Origin of the sequence: Paenibacillus sp. 2KB_20, assembly GCF_052115765.1 — a bacterium.
Classification (GTDB): domain Bacteria; phylum Bacillota; class Bacilli; order Paenibacillales; family Paenibacillaceae; genus Paenibacillus_AQ.
The window spans coordinates 575,062-592,196 of the sequence record NZ_JBFRHH010000003.1 but is presented as its reverse complement, the minus strand read 5'-3'; the positions used below and the strand labels follow the sequence as shown (position 1 = coordinate 592,196).

Genomic DNA, 17,135 nt, shown 5'->3' with positions numbered 1-17,135 from the left:
GGCCGTCGGAGGGCTGTATTCCGGCAGATTCGGCCGCTGAAGCATCGTCGTCTCATCCGCGATAAGGATGCAAAGGGAGTGAAAGGCAAAGCATGCCTTTGGCTAACTAGGGTGGTACCACGGGAATCAAACCTCTCGTCCCTAGCGATCAGCGCTATGGATGATGAGGTTTTTTTGTTTTTTTGGGCAATGGCATAGGCCTTGTCTCTCGACTGTGAAGGAGGAGCAATGAAGTATGACGGACAATCAACCAACGGGCCACGGCTATCAGCCGCAGGCCATCGAACCGAAGTGGCAGCAATACTGGGATGAGAATAAAACCTTTAAAACGGAAGATACCTCATCCAAACCGAAATTTTATGCGCTGGATATGTTTCCATATCCATCAGGCGCAGGCTTGCACGTAGGGCATCCGGAGGGGTACACGGCGACTGACATCGTGTCCCGTTACAAGCGGATGCGCGGATACAATGTGCTTCATCCTATGGGATGGGATGCCTTCGGTCTGCCAGCGGAGCAGTATGCAATGGACACAGGCAAACATCCTCGCGAGTTTACCGTGCAAAATATTGATACATTCCGCCGCCAGATCAAATCTCTCGGCTTCTCGTATGACTGGGACCGCGAGATCAGCACCACCGATCCGGAATATTATAAATGGACCCAGTGGATCTTTATCCAGCTCTATAAGCGCGGCCTCGCCTATGTGGCTGAAGTACCGGTGAACTGGTGCGAAGCGCTCGGTACCGTGCTTGCGAACGAAGAGGTCATCGACGGCAAGAGTGAACGCGGAGGCCATCCGGTCGTACGTAAACCGATGCGCCAATGGATTCTGCGTATTACCGAATATGCGGATCGTCTGCTTGAGGATCTGGATGAATTGGACTGGAGCGAGAGCCTGAAGGATATGCAGCGCAACTGGATTGGCAAATCCACAGGCGCTGAGGTTCGTTTTGACATCGAAGGGTACGATGGTCATCTGGAGGTGTTCACAACCCGTCCAGATACGCTGTTCGGGGCAAGCTACTGTGTCCTGGCGCCGGAGCATGACCTCGTGGATAAGATTACGTCAGCCGATCAGCGTGAAGCCATCAAGGCTTATCAAGATCAAGCAGCTCGTAAAAGCGACCTGGAGCGGACGGATCTGGCCAAGGATAAAACTGGTGTATTTACGGGTGCGTACGCTATCAATCCGGTAAACGGCGCTAAAGTGCCGATCTGGATCGCGGATTACGTGCTTGCTGGCTATGGAACGGGAGCCATTATGGCGGTTCCGGGTCATGACAGCCGCGACTGGGAGTTTGCGAAGCAATTCGGTCTTCCGATTATTGAAGTTGTTCAGGGTGGAAATGTCGAGGAGGAAGCATACAGCGGCAGTGGCGCGCATGTGAATTCCGGCTTCCTGAATGGGTTGGATAATGAAGAGGCTATCCAGGCGATGAATGAATGGCTGGAGCAAGAGGGCAAGGGCAAGAAGAAGGTAACTTACCGTCTGCGCGACTGGCTGTTCAGCCGCCAACGCTATTGGGGTGAGCCGATTCCGATTCTGCATCTGGAAGACGGAACGATGAAGACCGTGCCGGAGGATCAGCTTCCATTGCTGCTGCCGGATGTGGATCAGATTAAACCGTCCGGTACCGGCGAATCGCCGCTGGCTAACGTTACGGAGTGGGTGGAAACGGTAGATCCCGAAACGGGCATGAAAGCCCGCCGCGAGACCAATACGATGCCGCAATGGGCTGGCAGCTGCTGGTACTACCTGCGTTATATCGATCCGCGTAATAATGAGGAATTGTGCTCCAAGGAGAAGCAGAAGGAATGGCTGCCGGTTGACCTGTACATCGGTGGTGTGGAGCATGCGGTGCTTCATTTGCTGTATGCACGCTTCTGGCACAAAGTATTGTATGACCTGGGTGTTGTCGATACGAAGGAGCCTTTCCAGAAACTGGTCAATCAGGGTATGATCCTGGGCAACAATAATGAAAAAATGAGTAAATCCCGCGGCAATGTCATCAATCCGGATGATATTGTTAACGAATACGGTGCCGACACGCTGCGCGTGTACGAGATGTTCATGGGGCCGCTGGAAGCGACCAAGCCATGGAACACCAACGGGGTTGAAGGAACGCATCGTTTCCTCTCCCGCGTGTGGCGCCTGTTCATCGGAGACGACGGTCAATTGAACCCTAAAATCGCGGAAGGCGAGGGTGCGGACGAATTCAAACGTACGCTGCACAAAACGATTAAGAAAGTAACCGAAGACTTTGAACATATGCGCTTTAACACAGCGATCAGCCAGCTGATGGTATTCATCAACGAGGGATACAAGACGGAAAAGCTTCCGCGCAAAGCGATGGAGAACTTCGTTCAGCTGCTTTCCCCGCTGGCCCCTCACCTGGCTGAAGAGCTGTGGAGCCGTTTAGGCTACACGGAGAGCGTAACCTACGTGCCATGGCCGGAGTATGATGAGGCTTGGACTGTAGAGGCCGAAGTTGAGATTGTTGTTCAAGTTAACGGCAAAATCGTAGAACGTGCCAAAATCTCGAAAGACATGGACCAAGAAGCCATGCAACAACATAGCCTCTCCCTTCCGAATGTCAAGCAGGCGCTGGAAGGAAAGAGTATTCGCAAAATTATTGCCGTACCGGGTAAACTGGTCAATATCGTGGCCGGTTAATCGTAAAACCGAAGGCAGCATCCAGTTTGGCCAAATCCTCCTCATACTTGTCGTGTGTGGTTTTGATCAATTGGTAGAACAATCCGTTCAGGTTTGAATCGAGCAGTGCCAAAGCCTGAGCTGTGATGCCTCCGGGAACCGCAACCCGCTCTTGCAGCTGTTCGGGGGAGAAGCCCTCCTCCGTTAGCAGCTTGCCGGTGCCAAGCAGCATTTCACCGGCTAATGCATTAAGGGTACTGCGGTCGATTCCGGTCATTTCAACGGCAGCGTCGATCCATTTTTCCATGAATAAACTTAAAAAAGCAGGTCCGCAGCTGGAGAAATCGGAAGTGATTCGTGTGTGCGATTCCAGTATCTCGAGCGGCCTGCTGATATAAGACAGGAGGCTTTCTATAAGCTGCCTGTCTTCTTCTTTTATTCGGGAACCATACATGCATAACGATGCTCCGCCTCCGGTTAAGTTGGTGATGCTCGGTATGATTTTCGCCACCTTGCAGGGCAGCGTTGATTCCAGATGGATCAATTGGACCGGGCTCGTGATAGATATCGCGATTTGCCGGGCTTCAAGCCTGTCTTTGATTTCGCTGATGACCGATTTGAATTCAAGCGGCTTGATACATAGGAATAGCAGGTCGCTCTGAGAAGCCGTCTCCATGTTACAGTTGCATACCGTCAGACCGGGATGACGTTTTGCCAGCTGCAGCGGCTTTTCAGGGCTTCGGTTGCTGACCCGAATCTGCTCAGGCAGGAGTGCGCCCGATTGAATGAAGGCATCGATCAACAGACTACCCATGCTGCCCGTACCGATAAAACCGACCTTCATGTGTATGTTCCCTCCTTTCGCGCTTTACGGCAGAAATGTACCGTCCTTACGTTTAATGTATGCGGGGAAGATGCCGATTCATGACGGTTTTTCATGCGATTTCGGTAGGGAAACCGAAGAATATTCATGGGTTTGTACCAAATGAACTTTGATGTTAAGGAGAGATCATAGATGAGACGAGTATCTTTAGGTTGGAGTCTTGCCGCAACGATTGCGGGCTGCGGGTTCATCTTGTTTGCTGGCGGTACGAATCAGGGGATCGAGGGCTGGCAGCCGCTAAACGATCAGCTGGAGCAGGTGGTTGCTGCCGAAGAGAATGCGGGTGTGAAGACATCTGGGGCTGATTCCCGGCATAAGGACGTGGAACCGGCTCGAGCATCTGCTGAGCCCGAAGCGGACGTGAAAAATGCTGCAAAGACCGCTCAGGCTGGGCAGATCGAGCCTGCACATAACGCGAAGGAGCCCATGCCAAACCAAGACCAAGGAGCGGCAGAGAGCAGTACAGCAGATTATATGGCCCCATCTTCAACCTCTGGCCAATCTACTTCGGCCTCGGTTCCGCCTCAGGCTGAAGTTGTCGGTCAGCAGTTACAGCAGCAAGCCCCTGTTAACAGTGTAGCGCAGCAACCAGCAGCTCCGGATTCATCCGGGTTGATTAATGTCAACACGGCGGATGCCGCAACGCTCATGGAGCTGCCTGGCATTGGCGAGGCGAAGGCCAAGGCGATTATCGATTATCGAAATCAGTTTGGTCCATTTCGAAGTCAGGCGGACTTGATGAACGTAAAGGGCATCGGTCCCAAAATGCTGGAGAAGATGAAGCCTTACGTTGGACTTTAGCTATGTGCTACAATAAAGGGGATATTGATAAGGAACAGGTGACAGATGATGAGTGCAGATCAACGTAAAGATTGGGATACTTATTTCATGGATATTGCCTTTATGGTTTCTACCCGCTCTCAATGCCCGCGGCGTCATGTCGGAGCGGTGCTGGTGCAGGGGAAGAAGCTGCTCGGAACGGCATATAACGGCGCGCCGATGGGAGTGCCTGATTGCTCGGAAGCTGGCTGTATGATCGCTGAGGATTATGAATTGGTCGTACAGGACGGCAAGGAGAGCATGGTGAAGAAACAGCGCTGCATCCGGACGATTCATGCTGAGCAGAATCTGCTGTTATTCACGGACCGGATTGATCGTGAAGGCAGCACGGTGTACGTGACGGATGAGCCCTGCTGGACCTGTGCGAATATGCTTGCCAACAGCGGCATTGTCGAGGTTGTGTTCCACCGTCCTTATCCGAAGGATTCGGGCAAGGTGTCCCGCATGATGGAACAGAAGGGTATTTTGTTCCGGCAGCTTGAAGTGTATGAGCCGCCGCGCGAAACCTTGATGACGGTAGCGGAATGATTTATGAATATGGTTGCTGAAGAATGTAAATAGGAAGACACAGAGGAAGGACCTTTGACTGCGATCTGCAGGCGAGGGTTCTTTTTTTATTTAATGATGAAGGGATTGTTCAAATCATGAGGCGAAGGCCGTTACTTGTGTTTACCGTGTTATGGGTAATCGGCAGCAGTGCTGCATGCCTGTACGATGGATGGGGGCTGGCTTTGATTGCAGCCGGGCTGATTCTCATACTGCTTGCTGTATGTCATTGGGCGGGGGCAGGGCGTCTTTTTACACTCTGCATGTTGTTCTCCTTGTGCGTGTCGGGCACTTACTGGGAATGGCATGATGGGGCAAATGTAAGTGATTTCGAGTCGTTTCTCTCCGGGGAGTCATCGACGGACACCGTTCCGGTTACAGCGTTTGGTGTAATCACATCCCCTATAGAAGTGGACGGTGACCGCGCGGATTTTAATGTTGTCCTGCATGAAGCTGATCTCACGCTAGCAAAGCCTCCAGCGCCTCAAAAACAAGCGAATCCGGATAACGGGACCATGCTGAAGACAGATGATATCGTTAGGGTTCAAGTAAAACTGCTGGACAAAAGGGAGTTGGAGAGGGTTAACCGATGGCAGCGCGGGGACCGCATACAACTGAAGGGAGAGTTGCAAAAACCTGGAGAAGCCCGTAATTTTGACGGATTTGATTATGCTCAATATTTGCGAACCCAGAAAATTCATTGGATGATTAAAGTGAAAGGTTCTGAACAAGCGGGGGTCACTCCGCCTGACAGCTGGAATTTAAGTCATATTCTAAGATGGACGGATGCCGTTCGCCATAAGCTTGGGGGCAAGCTGGATGAATTGTACGGCGGAATCCACGCGGGTTATATGAAGGGACTTGTCATTGGCAATCGGGATGATCTGGATCCCGATACATTTATGGAGTTCTCGCGGCTGGGATTGACTCATATTCTTGCGATATCGGGCATGCATGTGGCTGTTGTCGTAGGATGTCTTTTATTCATATGCAACACCCTTCGAATGACGAGGGAGACCTCGCTGACGGTGGTCATGTGGCTGATTCCCGTCTACGTCCTGCTTACCGGGGCAAGCCCTTCTATCGTCCGTGCCGGCATCATGGGGATGATCGGTTTGTATGCCGCACGGCGTCGGCTTTTGAAGGATGGACTGCATATTCTGAGTGTTGCCGTGCTCGCCATGCTGCTGTGGAACCCGTATTTTCTCGTTAACGTCAGCTTTCAATTGTCATTCATCGTGACTGCGGGCTTGATGATATTCGTGCCGAAGCTGATGCCGCTGCTGACATTTTTGCCCCGCTGGCTTGCGGGAACCGTTGGAGTCACGGTCGTAGCGCAGCTGATCTCCTTTCCTCTTACCATTTATTATTTCAACCAGGTGTCGCTGATTTCTGTTTTCGCCAACATGCTCCTGGTTCCAGTCATTAGCCTTGTCGTTCTTCCGCTAGGAATGGTGTCTTTGCTGATGGGGTGGGTGTGGATGCGAGGAGCCGGCTGGCTGGCAGCTGTAACGGAATGGTTAAACCAAATGACGTTCCGAATCGTTGAATGGATGAATGGTTCATCCGTGTTTATGACATTGTGGCCATCCCCGTCGATAGCCTGGATTCTGTGTTATTTTGTTCTTCTGTATGCATTGCTGTCCATTTTGAAAAAGAGTTCCGAAAATCGCGAAGGAGAGCGAAGCGGGTCCGATGATACAGTTCCGTTGGAAGGACGGATACCCTTGGATCGTAGAGGAAGCTCGTCTAGAGCGACCGGCATGTTTCCGCTTGTGGATCGATGGGCCGGTGCGTTACGATGGAGAGGTTTTCTTCGCGCCAGTGATTATATCGAACGCTATGCAACGAGATCCGCGACCGTCCTGCTGTCTGGGGCTTTGGGTCTTTTACTGTACGGCGGCTATCAATCTCCGTCCATGCACGGAGCGGGACTGGTGCAATTCCTGGATGTAGGACAAGGAGATTCGATACTGGTAACAACACCTGAGGGCAAGCATATTCTCATTGACGGTGGTGGCACGGTGAATTTTCGTAAGGAAAAGGATACTTGGAAAGAACGAAAGTCTCCGTATGAGGTGGGAGCGAAAGTGGTGGTTCCATTGCTGAAAAAACGGGGCGTGCACCAGCTTGAGGCTGTCATCATGTCCCATGGAGACCAGGATCATATCGGCGGCTTCCAGGCTGTTTTGCAGGAAATCCCCGTAAAATCGGTTGTATTCAACGGGACCTTGACCGACTCCGCTTCCTTCCGGAAACTGATGTTAACCGCCGTTCAGCAGCGCATTCCCATTTACGAGGCTGGAGTGGATCGGGAAGTATGGAAGCTTGACAGTCATACGCAAATCCAATTTTTAGCGCCTATCTTCCCAGAAAGTGGAGAAATCATAAAACCATTACCGTTGATTAAGGAGCAGAATCATGCTTCACTAGTATTTGTCCTTCAGATGAACGGCAGCCGGTTCTTATTTACGGGTGACACGGACCAAGCTGCCGAACATAATATATTGCTGCACCTGGAGGAACGTTCTTCACAGGATGATTTCGTTTCACGGAGCGCTGCTGCCGAAAACCGGATCGATGTCATGAAAGTTGCCCATCATGGAAGCAAAACCTCGACATCCGCGCTATGGCTGAATGCATGGAAGCCGAAGGCAGCGGTTATTTCCGCTGGCGTCAACAATATGTACGGCCACCCTCATCCGGATGTGGTCGGACGGTTGGAACGTTCCTCGACGCTCATCTATCAGACCAACCTTCACGGTGAAATCCAGATGAGGATCAAGGATGGACATATTGAAACGCGTACGAAGCTTCCATGAAAAAACAGCCAGCTGTCCTTTGGACATAGATTCGTAGTATGATCTTTTATAGGAAAATGCAGCGGTGACTATAATCTTTATATTTGGTATAGTTAGATGAAGTTTCCTAAAAAAATAATAGGTTACATACTGCAACATTTTTTTAATTCTATCCGTCTGTATGTATGCAGGGAGAGGGGGATCCACTGTGGTGGAGCAGGGACTCATAAGAGCCGCTCAATCGGGCGATCGCGACGCTCTAATCACCCTATTGCGAGAAATTGAGCAACATGTTTACCGAACTGCTTATTACATTTTAAACAATGAACAGGATGCTATGGATGCAGCCCAGGAAGCACTTATACGTGTATATACGAAGATTAACTCCTACGAGGAGAAGGCTCAGTTCAAAACTTGGGTCCAGCGGATTGTCACCAACATATGCATTGATAAATTCCGCAGGACCAAGCCGACGGTTTCCATCGATGAACATGATCTGGTGTTTCGGGATAATCTCGATGTAGAACGGGAAGTGATGTCGGGATATCTGGCTCAGGATATTCAGGAAGCCATTAATCAACTGCCGGATCATCATCGCACGGTCATTGTCTTAAGGTATTTGCAGGATCTATCCTACAACGAAATTGCTGATTGTCTGAACCTCCCGCTCAATACGGTGAAATCCTATTTGTTCAGGGCCAGGCAGCAGCTGCAGAATATGCTCCAAGAGCATCAGAAAGGTGGTGTATCAGGATGAATTGCCAAGAGGTGGTGGAACGTATGCACCGGTATTTGGACCGGGATCTCACTTCGGAGGAGACGGCCGAAATGTATCAGCATATTGCCGTGTGCCCCATGTGTGCGGAGACCTTTAATATATTGAAATCATTGAACAGAGAGCTTGAGGATCTCCCGGCCGTAACCCCGCCTGTCAGTCTGGTAGACGCTATCATGCCTAGACTGGATGCCATTGACCGTGAACGCCAGAACCTTGTCGTACCTCCAGCCGTGAAAAGCCAGGAGCCCGCCGAAATGATGCCGGAAATGCGGCGTCCGCGACGTGCGGGAAGCTGGTGGAGCACGGTTGGCGGAAGAACGGCTATCGGTGCCGCTGCCGCTGTACTTATTTTTAGCGTAGCTATTTTAAATAATGAACCGAAGATGCTATCCGATGCGGAGATTCCATACGAAGAGGCAAGCACGACCAGTGCCGGGGCGAATGACGACTCGGCAGCAACGCAGAGTCAGGAAATCGCTCAGCCGTTTGCCGCCGAAGGCGGCACGGAGACGGGTGGCGCATCGGATGAGGGAAGCGATCCATCCGCAAATCTGCGGAGTTCGCCTTCGGAATCGTCATCGGAAGCCAATTCTAAGTCTGCTCCGAATGAAACGAAGGCAACGCCGGAACCATCGGATGGGGCTAACGGCACCAAGAAAGATGTTACAGCACCCGATAATTCGGTCCAGAAGAAGGATGAAGGGGAACCTCAAACATCAGACCAACCTGCAAAGAGCAACAATGAGGGATCAAACAACGATACTATAAGTCCGTCTGACCCTCCGGCCAGTGAACCTGAGCAGAAATCCGAAACCATGGATATCCAGACTTCACCTACGGATTCGGCGGATGCCACGTCAGAGATGCTGCCTCCAATTAGCGATCCTTCCGGTGATGCAGGCACGGGAAGCACCGAATCATCCGACAGGTCAACCGGATCGTACCAAGGACTGGTGAAGGTACCGGAACAGTGGTCGTCCCCGGACGGCCTCTACCGAGCTTCGCTGGAGGCCGACCATCTGATTATCTATCGCCTGCCATCGGGAAGCCAAACCTCGCCTGAGGCGGTTGAAACGGTTGAGACGATTCCGCTCGGCGGAAGCTGGGTATCCGGTCAATGGTCAGAGGACGGCTTAACGTTTAAGTACAAGGTGCAGACGAATAACGAATTGGTTGAATCCGTCTATTCCATTGAGAAGTCTCAGCCTCCGGCGACTACGGGGCAGAAGCAGCCTAAACAATAGAAATATTCAGAGATATATACAATCGGTGCACCAATGCCGGGAGATATGAATACACTATATATTAGAGAGAGCATTATACCAACTACCGTCGTATGACCGACGGCGAGGTGTTTCTAGAGCATACTTGCCGGCGTTTATATAGATGTGTTGGGACGAAGGGACCTTGCCGCTGCCAAGCCGAGGTCTCTTTGTTTTCGTGTGGATGATTTCATTTTTATGCTTGTCGTCTATCGCATTCAGGCACTCTTTTTTGGTATAGTGTACAGAGTAGAAAGGGGGGACGCCGATGGATGCCAAAGCGGCGGCCAAGGCGGTTAAGCAGGGAGATGTGTCTGCCGTCTATTTGTTGTATGGCAGCGAGAAATTTCAAATGAAGGAATTCGCTGAATTTCTGGAAGCCCAGCTGATCCCAAAAGAAGACCGTGATTTTGCGCTTGTTCATATGGATTTAGGGGAGGTTCCGATTCAAACCGTCATTGAAGAAGCGGAGACGGTTCCATTTATGGTTCAGAAAAAATTGATCATGGTCAGGGACACGGCTTTTTTTACCGCAGCAAAAGATAACGGGAAAGTGGATCATCGTCCAGAGGCTTTGCTGGATTATTTGACCAATCCCGCTGATTATAGTGTGATTGTCTTTATGGTTGGACAAGAAAAGCTGGATGAACGCAAAAAGGTAGTCAGGGCAGTTAAGAAATCAGGGGTTGCCTTGTCCTTTATGCCTTTGGGCGGGGAGGATCTGCTTCGCTGGGTGGACAAGCAGGTGAAGAACGGAAACTGCACGCTGCGAGAAGGTGCGGCGGAAGCGATCGTGCGAAATGCGGGAACCAGTCTTCAGGCATTATCAGGTGAGATCGAAAAGCTGTGTTTATATGCTGGTGCCGGCGGAGTGATTGATGTCGCAACCGTGGATATGCTGGTGGCGCGCAGCACGGAACAGAATGTGTTTGCGCTTGTAGAGGATATTGCGAATCTCCGATTGGACAAGGCGCTCGGAATCTATTATGAGCTGCTGAAGCAGCGCGAGGAGCCGATCAAGATTGCGGCGCTCATCACCAGACAGTTCCGGATTATTCTGCAGGTGAAGACTCTATCTACCCAGAGCTACTCGCAGCAGCAAATTGCTTCCCAGATCGGATTGCATCCCTATGCGGTGAAGATTGCGGGCGAGCAAGCCCGCAAGTTTGAGACAGCACGCCTTGAAGGCATTCTGAACCATCTGGCGAATCTGGATTACCAGATGAAGACCGGGGCCGTGGATAAGGTGCTCGGCATCGAATTGTTTTTGCTGCGGCTTGGGGCTTAACACACCCGCAACAAGTTAAGAGCGTACGGCCGCGGGAGCAGTCGTACGCTCTTTTTGTTTAGAGATCAGAAAGCATGAACTTCAGAGGCTTACCCACCTGATCTTGCAAAAAAAAATCCGTTATATGTGGTTGACTGCCGAGAAGAGCACGTTGATCAACGTGCTACAAAAAGCCCTGAGCAGTGTGAACTGTTCAGGGCTTTTTCCATGTCGTATTCAACAAACGTTACTTACGCTTGCGACGTAAGAGCGTTCAGTCTTTTCGCCAGACGGGACTTCTTGCGGGCAGCTGCGTTCTTATGGATCAGGCCCTTTGTTACAGCTTTATCAAGCTTCTTGGAAGCAGCCTGGAAAGCAACTTTAGCAGCTTCGATTTCTGTACCGTTCAACGCTATGTCAGCAGTTTTAACAGCTGTGCGAAGCGCGGATTTTTGAGAAATGTTAAGCGCGTGGCGTTTATCATTTGTCTTTACACGTTTAATCGCGGATTTAATGTTTGGCATTACATTCACCTCCTGTAAGGCATTTCAATAGAGCGAAATGATTCACAACTTAAAATATTTTAGCATGGGGGTGGACAAAAAGCAATACTCATTCGGACTTCTGCATAATCTCTCCCATACTCTCGCACACTACTAGCAATATGAGGAGGAGTGTGAATTTCTATGGATCTGGATCTGCAAAAATACTCGGTCCGAACGGACCTGGCGGTGGAATCAAGAGAACTGGCGGGAGGCAAAGGGGGCGCGCCCATTCCTGGTGTGATGGAGGATGTGGTGCAGGAGGACGGAATCAAGATTACAAGGCTGGACGTGGAGAACGATGCAGCCTCTAAGCAAATTGGAAGAGTACAGGGCCATTACGTCACGTTGGAGGTACCCGATCTTCGCAAGGGGGATACGGGGCTTCAGGATCAAGTATCTGTTGTCTTCGCTCGTGAGTTTGAGGCATTCATGTCCCGGATCGGGATCGGACCCAATGCAAGCGTGCTCATTGTCGGGCTCGGCAACTGGAACGTGACGCCGGATTCCCTGGGACCGCTGGTGGTGGAGAACGTGATGGTAACCCGACAGTTTTTCGAGCTTATGCCGGATCGGGTGGCGCCAGGCTATCGACAGGTTAGTGCCGTAGCGCCAGGCGTTCTCGGTCTGACAGGCATTGAATCGAGCGAAACGGTTCAGGGCATCGTGGAGCAAACCCGTCCCGAACTGATCATCGCTATTGACGCTCTGGCTTCGCGCTCGCTGGAACGGGTGAATACGACCATCCAGATTGCGGATATCGGAATCCACCCCGGTTCTGGCGTTGGCAATAAGCGCAAGGGATTGACGCAGGAAATTCTCGGGGTCCCCTGCATTGCGATCGGAGTTCCGACCGTCTGCTATGCTTCCACCATCGTTAATAACGCCATTGAGCTCATGAAATCTCATTTTGGCGAAGGTGCGCCGGAGACGGGCAAAATTATGGGCATGCTCCATGATATACCCGAAGGTGATCGCCTCGCACTGGTGAAGGAGGTTCTGGAGCCGCTGGGCCATGACCTTATCGTAACGCCCAAGGAGATTGACGAATTTATAGAGGACATCGCCAATATCGTGGCAACCGGCCTGAACGCAGCGCTGCATGAGGCTGTGGATCCCGGCAATGTAGGTGCGTACACGCACTAACCCAGCATGAAAGCTCCGAATCTATCGGAGCTTTTATATTTTTCATGGATCTAGTTCTATCGATTCTCCCCGGTTCATAGATTTGAAATATAAGAGATTACACAAGTCGCGGGAACGGCGGAATGATGGCCGAAATAGCTCCCGGCGAACCGAGGAGGGCATCGTTATGAACAATCGCAAGTTTCGCATCTGGAATATTGCCAGACTGAAACGGAAGGTTATGGAAGGTCTGAGCATGGGTCGAACGCTCATTATACTAATGCTAGGTTCTCTTATATTTTTTATTTTACTAGGGCTCGGAGGGATGGCGGAACAGCGGATGAATTCCTCGCCCGTATCATCAATGAAAGGATTGGCCGCTTCGTTATCCAGCCATTTTTTCATTGATATGATCGGCATGGAGATGCCGCATATGACGGCTTCCAAAGAGACCTCAAGCTTCTCCGGCGAGAAAATGTCGACCTTCGTCTTTGAACTGCTGACGAGTGTGAACCCGAGGGATCCAAAAAGCCTTCTTGCAGGGGAACTGCCTGGCATGAAAGCAAATCAACCGGTACAGCTGTCTCATGGGTCCGGTAACGAGGATGGGGAGGCACCGGCGGATTACCGGCCGGATCCCGCGGAGGGGCAGGCAGAGAGCGATCCTGCTGATGCCGGAGAAGAGCCGCCGCAAGGCGGTCGGGGAGATATCGGCAATGAGGATAATGGTGAGGATGTCCCGGGTCAGGGCACGGAGGACGAGCCCGGCAGTAAGAACGATCCTGGAAGCACCTCCAAGGATGGAAAGTCTACGAATGGAAAGAAAGCCGTTCTCATCTATCATTCACACCCGCAGGAAGCATATAACCCGCTGCTGACACATCCTTCCGATAATCCGGGGGCGGTATCCCCGAGCAAGAACGTCATGCTGGTAGGCAGTTTGCTGAGCAAAAGACTTGAAGCCAACGGGATTGGCACCCTGCATGATCAAAGTGACTATCAATCTACCATTGAAGGGTATAATTACAACTTTTCTTATAAATACTCGCGTCAGATGGTCATGGAGGCCATGTCCCAGAACGACGGCATTAACTATCTGATCGATATCCATCGGGATTCGCAGCGGTATAACAAAACGACAGCAACCGTAAACGGCGTCAACTATGCCAAGGTTTACTTCATCATCGGACATGCGAACGAGAATTGGAGACAGAACGAGGCGTTTGCAAGCAAAATCAATGCCAAGCTGGAACAGTCCTATCCCGGGGTGTCTCGGGGAGTGTGGGGTAAATCAGCGGATCAAGGGAACGGGGAATATAATCAATCCCTGTCGCCGAACAGCATCCTGATCGAAATCGGCGGCATCGATAATACGAAGGAAGAATTGCAGCGGACAGCTGAAGCGTTGGCGGACATTATTGCAGATGTGTACTGGCAGGAGCAAGAGGTGGAGAAAGCCAGTGTGAAAAAAGACAATGATCAAACGAAGAAGCAGTCCGTTTCCGCGGAAACCAAGGGCGGAAGCAAAAAAGGCACAGCAGCCAAAGCAGGCTAACATTTCGGCGGCAACGATGGAGCAAGAGTGAGCAGGTAAATCAGGGAGGGACTCTGTGATGTCAAGAATGGGAAAACGGTTTGTGGCTCTTATCATATGGACAGGCATCGGCATATTGGTCGGCATGCAGCTTGGCGGGGCAAAGGCGCCCGTATCGACAGACGGTACAGGCGCCGTGCAAACTGTGCAGCAAGACCATGCTCAGAATCCGCAAGGCGGAGCTGCCCAAGGGAATGGATGGGGAGGGACACGCAAGACCCCTCCCTTATCAGAGTCCGTTGTTCTAGAACAAGATGCTCGTAAGACACTACCTGAATATGAGCCTACGCCTAGCGACATCCTGCTTCCCGAACGCTCGCAACCGCCTGCCGATGTCCTTGCAGACAAGACGGCAGGACTGCTCCAACAGCTGTCTGACAAAAGCATACGCTGGGTCGTGTCGATGTTCGGATCGATCGCGGAATAAATTCACCTTTATTCTCAGCATTGCTGTGCATCCCCTCAACTGGTATAATAAGTTGATTCAAACATCTGGTGGTTGTTGGGGGTTAGGCATGACAGACGTACAAGCAAGACAACAAAAAATTCGTAATTTCTGTATCATTGCACATATAGACCATGGGAAATCGACGCTTGCTGACCGTATATTGGAATTTACGGGTGCATTAACTTCGCGTGAAATGCAAGAGCAGGTACTGGATCAGATGGATCTGGAGAGAGAGCGCGGGATTACCATCAAGCTGCAGGCGGTTCGCCTGAATTACAAAGCCGATGACGGTGAGGAGTATATATTGAACCTGATTGATACTCCAGGGCACGTCGACTTTACGTATGAGGTATCTCGAAGCCTGGCTGCTTGTGAAGGCGCGCTGCTCGTCGTTGATGCTGCACAGGGAATTGAAGCGCAGACGTTGGCCAACGTATATTTGGCACTGGATAACAATCTTGAAATTCTGCCTGTCATTAACAAAATTGACCTGCCAAGCGCCGATCCCGAGCGGGTGAAGCAGGAAGTTGAGGATGTCATCGGACTGGATGCCAGCGATGCCGTATTAGCTTCCGCCAAGGCGGGTATCGGAATCAAGGAAATTCTGGAGCAGGTGGTCCAGAAAGTACCTGCTCCAACAGGCGATTCGGAAGCACCCCTGAAAGCGCTGATTTTCGACTCCCATTATGATCCTTACAAAGGTGTCATCGTATATGTGCGCGTTCTTGACGGAAGTATCAAAGCCGGTTCCAAGATCAAGATGATGGCTACCGGCAAAACCTTCGAGGTTATTGAGGTGGGGGCGTTTAAGCCGCGCATGTCCATCGTGGACGAGCTTAATGTTGGCGATGTCGGTTTCATCGTGGCTGGCATGAAGAGTGTTGGCGATACGCAGGTCGGTGATACGGTAACGGATGCCAAGCGTCCGACGGCCGAGCCGCTTCCGGGTTACCGCAAAATCAACCCGATGGTATTCTGTGGTCTGTATCCAATCGAGACGTCAGACTACAATGATCTGCGCGAAGCGCTCGAGAAGCTGCAGCTTAATGATGCATCGCTCAGTTTTGAGCCAGAGACATCCAGCGCGCTCGGATTCGGTTTCCGTTGCGGATTCCTAGGCCTGCTGCACATGGATGTCATCCAGGAGCGGATTGAACGCGAGTTTAATATACCGCTGATTACAACGGCACCGAGCGTTATTTACCGCATTACGCTGACAAACGGGGAGCAGATCCAGATCGATAACCCGTCTCATTATCCTGAGGTCGGCAAGGTCGATTATGTTGAAGAGCCTTATGTTAAAGCAGGTATTATCGTTCCGAACGATTATGTTGGAGCGATCATGGAACTCTGCCAAAATAAACGCGGCGAATTCGTGAATATGGAATACCTGGACACAACGCGCGTCACCATTACCTATGAAATTCCGTTGTCGGAAATCGTGTATGATTTCTTCGACCAGTTGAAATCGAGCACCAAAGGATATGCTTCATTTGATTACGAGCTATCCGGGTACCGTCGATCCAACCTGGTCAAAATGGATATTTTGCTTAATGCCGAGCAAGTGGATGCCTTGTCCTTTATCGTGCACAAGGACCGTGCCTATCACCGCGGACGGTTGATTTGCGAGAAGCTGCGCGAGCTGATTCCTCGTCAAATGTTCGAAGTGCCGATTCAAGCTTCCGTTGGGACCAAGGTTGTGGCCCGTGAAACGGTTAAAGCGATGCGTAAAAACGTTCTTGCCAAGTGTTACGGCGGTGACATCTCCCGTAAACGGAAACTCCTTGAGAAGCAGAAGGAAGGTAAGAAACGGATGAAACAAGTCGGCAGCGTTGAAGTGCCGCAGGAAGCTTTCATGGCGGTATTGAAAATTGACGACAAGTAATTTTGCATAGGAATGGCAGGCCCACTAGTTAATGGGCTGGACTGGTCCTACGTGTATAGCCTTAGTAAATGATGGGAAAGCCGATTCTCGGCTTTCCTTTCTTTCATTCCAAGAGGCATAGCGTTATAGTAGAGAAGGAACTTCCATGAAGTTACTTAAAGAGGTTGTTCAAAAAGTCATCTTTTGATAAGAAAACCTGATCGATGTCAGTTCAAGGATGAGCGACCGCGATTCAAAGGTAGGCTTTCTTGCGATATAGAATTTCATCAGCTCTGCTGATAACGTATAAATTCTATATCTAACACGAAGCAGCACATGAAGCTTAATCGACATCGAATATTGAATTCAGCCGGGCCTTCCGGTGCTCACGTAGGTTTTGCAAGCTTATGCTTCCGAAGCCGTTTTCTCATGAAAACGTTCAGCTCCGCTCCTCAGTCCCTAGCTTCATCCAACTAAAGCGTTTTGAAAAAACGCACATCGGAAGCATAAGCTTCGGTGCTGAAAACCT

General features: G+C 50.8%; 13 protein-coding genes and 1 other annotated feature (1 of these 14 running past the window's edge). Of the genes, 11 read left to right on the top strand and 2 right to left on the bottom strand.

The features are described 5' to 3' along the window. Positions 1–146 (top strand) — a binding site (T-box leader) (it extends 115 nt beyond the left edge of the window). Between the two features lie 89 nt (positions 147–235). Beyond that, complete coding sequence (leuS, locus tag AB4124_RS12080) at positions 236–2,677, top strand: leucine--tRNA ligase (protein ID WP_441973008.1); 2,442 nt, start codon at positions 236–238, stop codon at positions 2,675–2,677. Here leuS and comER read toward each other — a convergent pair. After that, positions 2,658–3,500 (bottom strand): late competence protein ComER, encoded by an 843-nt coding sequence (gene comER / locus AB4124_RS12075; protein ID WP_076320557.1) that lies wholly within the window; start codon positions 3,498–3,500, stop codon positions 2,658–2,660. The two genes, leuS and comER, sit on opposite strands and share 20 nt — an antisense overlap. A gap of 171 nt (positions 3,501–3,671) precedes the next feature. On the opposite strand from comER, the gene AB4124_RS12070 reads away from it, so the two are divergent. The 6 genes from AB4124_RS12070 (at position 3,672) to holA (ending at position 11,054) form a co-directional block, all read left to right on the top strand. Then, on the top strand, positions 3,672–4,340 hold the full coding sequence (locus tag AB4124_RS12070; RefSeq protein ID WP_441973005.1) for a helix-hairpin-helix domain-containing protein: 669 nt from the start codon (positions 3,672–3,674) through the stop codon (positions 4,338–4,340). 48 nt (positions 4,341–4,388) lie between these two features. Continuing rightward, on the top strand, positions 4,389–4,907 hold the full coding sequence (locus AB4124_RS12065) for a deoxycytidylate deaminase (RefSeq protein ID WP_076320559.1): 519 nt from the start codon (positions 4,389–4,391) through the stop codon (positions 4,905–4,907). A 116-nt stretch (positions 4,908–5,023) separates the two neighbouring features. Beyond that, positions 5,024–7,747, top strand: a complete 2,724-nt coding sequence (locus tag AB4124_RS12060) for a ComEC/Rec2 family competence protein (RefSeq protein WP_441973003.1) — start codon at positions 5,024–5,026, stop codon at positions 7,745–7,747. Between the two features lie 187 nt (positions 7,748–7,934). Further along, positions 7,935–8,483, top strand: coding sequence for an RNA polymerase sigma factor (locus AB4124_RS12055; protein ID WP_036644490.1), 549 nt, complete (start codon positions 7,935–7,937; stop codon positions 8,481–8,483). After that, positions 8,480–9,748: a zf-HC2 domain-containing protein gene (locus tag AB4124_RS12050; RefSeq protein WP_441973001.1), complete on the top strand. Its 1,269-nt coding sequence runs from the start codon at positions 8,480–8,482 to the stop codon at positions 9,746–9,748. Before AB4124_RS12055 ends, AB4124_RS12050 begins: the two co-directional genes overlap by 4 nt. Before the next feature lie 286 nt (positions 9,749–10,034). Beyond that, on the top strand, positions 10,035–11,054 hold the full coding sequence (gene holA, locus AB4124_RS12045) for a DNA polymerase III subunit delta (protein WP_441972999.1): 1,020 nt from the start codon (positions 10,035–10,037) through the stop codon (positions 11,052–11,054). A 230-nt stretch (positions 11,055–11,284) separates the two neighbouring features. Here holA and rpsT read toward each other — a convergent pair whose 3' ends face one another. Then, a complete protein-coding gene (gene rpsT / locus AB4124_RS12040; protein ID WP_441972997.1) occupies positions 11,285–11,557 on the bottom strand; it encodes a 30S ribosomal protein S20 in 273 nt (90 codons plus the stop codon). 162 nt (positions 11,558–11,719) lie between these two features. Between rpsT and gpr the strand changes: the two genes are divergently transcribed. From gpr to lepA, 4 genes are all read left to right on the top strand, one after another. Next, positions 11,720–12,721, top strand: coding sequence for a GPR endopeptidase (gpr, locus tag AB4124_RS12035; RefSeq protein WP_441972995.1), 1,002 nt, complete (start codon positions 11,720–11,722; stop codon positions 12,719–12,721). Between the two features lie 166 nt (positions 12,722–12,887). Continuing rightward, complete coding sequence (locus tag AB4124_RS12030; RefSeq protein WP_441972993.1) at positions 12,888–14,255, top strand: stage II sporulation protein P; 1,368 nt, start codon at positions 12,888–12,890, stop codon at positions 14,253–14,255. Positions 14,256–14,313: 58 nt separating this feature from the next. Next, positions 14,314–14,721, top strand: coding sequence for a hypothetical protein (locus AB4124_RS12025; RefSeq protein WP_372238773.1), 408 nt, complete (start codon positions 14,314–14,316; stop codon positions 14,719–14,721). A gap of 88 nt (positions 14,722–14,809) precedes the next feature. Next, positions 14,810–16,627, top strand: coding sequence for a translation elongation factor 4 (gene lepA / locus AB4124_RS12020; protein ID WP_076320566.1), 1,818 nt, complete (start codon positions 14,810–14,812; stop codon positions 16,625–16,627). The last annotated feature ends 508 nt before the right edge of the window (positions 16,628–17,135 follow it).

Bases quoted from the DNA above. Each gene is read 5' to 3' on its own strand.
- lepA (WP_076320566.1), top strand. From the start codon at position 14,810: ATGACAGACGTACAAGCAAGACAACAAAAAATTCGTAATTTCTGTATC.
- gpr (WP_441972995.1), top strand. From the start codon at position 11,720: ATGGATCTGGATCTGCAAAAATACTCGGTCCGAACGGACCTGGCGGTG.
- AB4124_RS12025 (WP_372238773.1), top strand. From the start codon at position 14,314: ATGTCAAGAATGGGAAAACGGTTTGTGGCTCTTATCATATGGACAGGC.
- holA (WP_441972999.1), top strand. From the start codon at position 10,035: ATGGATGCCAAAGCGGCGGCCAAGGCGGTTAAGCAGGGAGATGTGTCT.
- leuS (WP_441973008.1), top strand. From the start codon at position 236: ATGACGGACAATCAACCAACGGGCCACGGCTATCAGCCGCAGGCCATC.
- AB4124_RS12030 (WP_441972993.1), top strand. From the start codon at position 12,888: ATGAACAATCGCAAGTTTCGCATCTGGAATATTGCCAGACTGAAACGG.
- AB4124_RS12065 (WP_076320559.1), top strand. From the start codon at position 4,389: ATGAGTGCAGATCAACGTAAAGATTGGGATACTTATTTCATGGATATT.
- AB4124_RS12060 (WP_441973003.1), top strand. From the start codon at position 5,024: ATGAGGCGAAGGCCGTTACTTGTGTTTACCGTGTTATGGGTAATCGGC.
- rpsT (WP_441972997.1), bottom strand. From the start codon at position 11,557: ATGCCAAACATTAAATCCGCGATTAAACGTGTAAAGACAAATGATAAA.
- AB4124_RS12070 (WP_441973005.1), top strand. From the start codon at position 3,672: ATGAGACGAGTATCTTTAGGTTGGAGTCTTGCCGCAACGATTGCGGGC.
- AB4124_RS12050 (WP_441973001.1), top strand. From the start codon at position 8,480: ATGAATTGCCAAGAGGTGGTGGAACGTATGCACCGGTATTTGGACCGG.
- comER (WP_076320557.1), bottom strand. From the start codon at position 3,500: ATGAAGGTCGGTTTTATCGGTACGGGCAGCATGGGTAGTCTGTTGATC.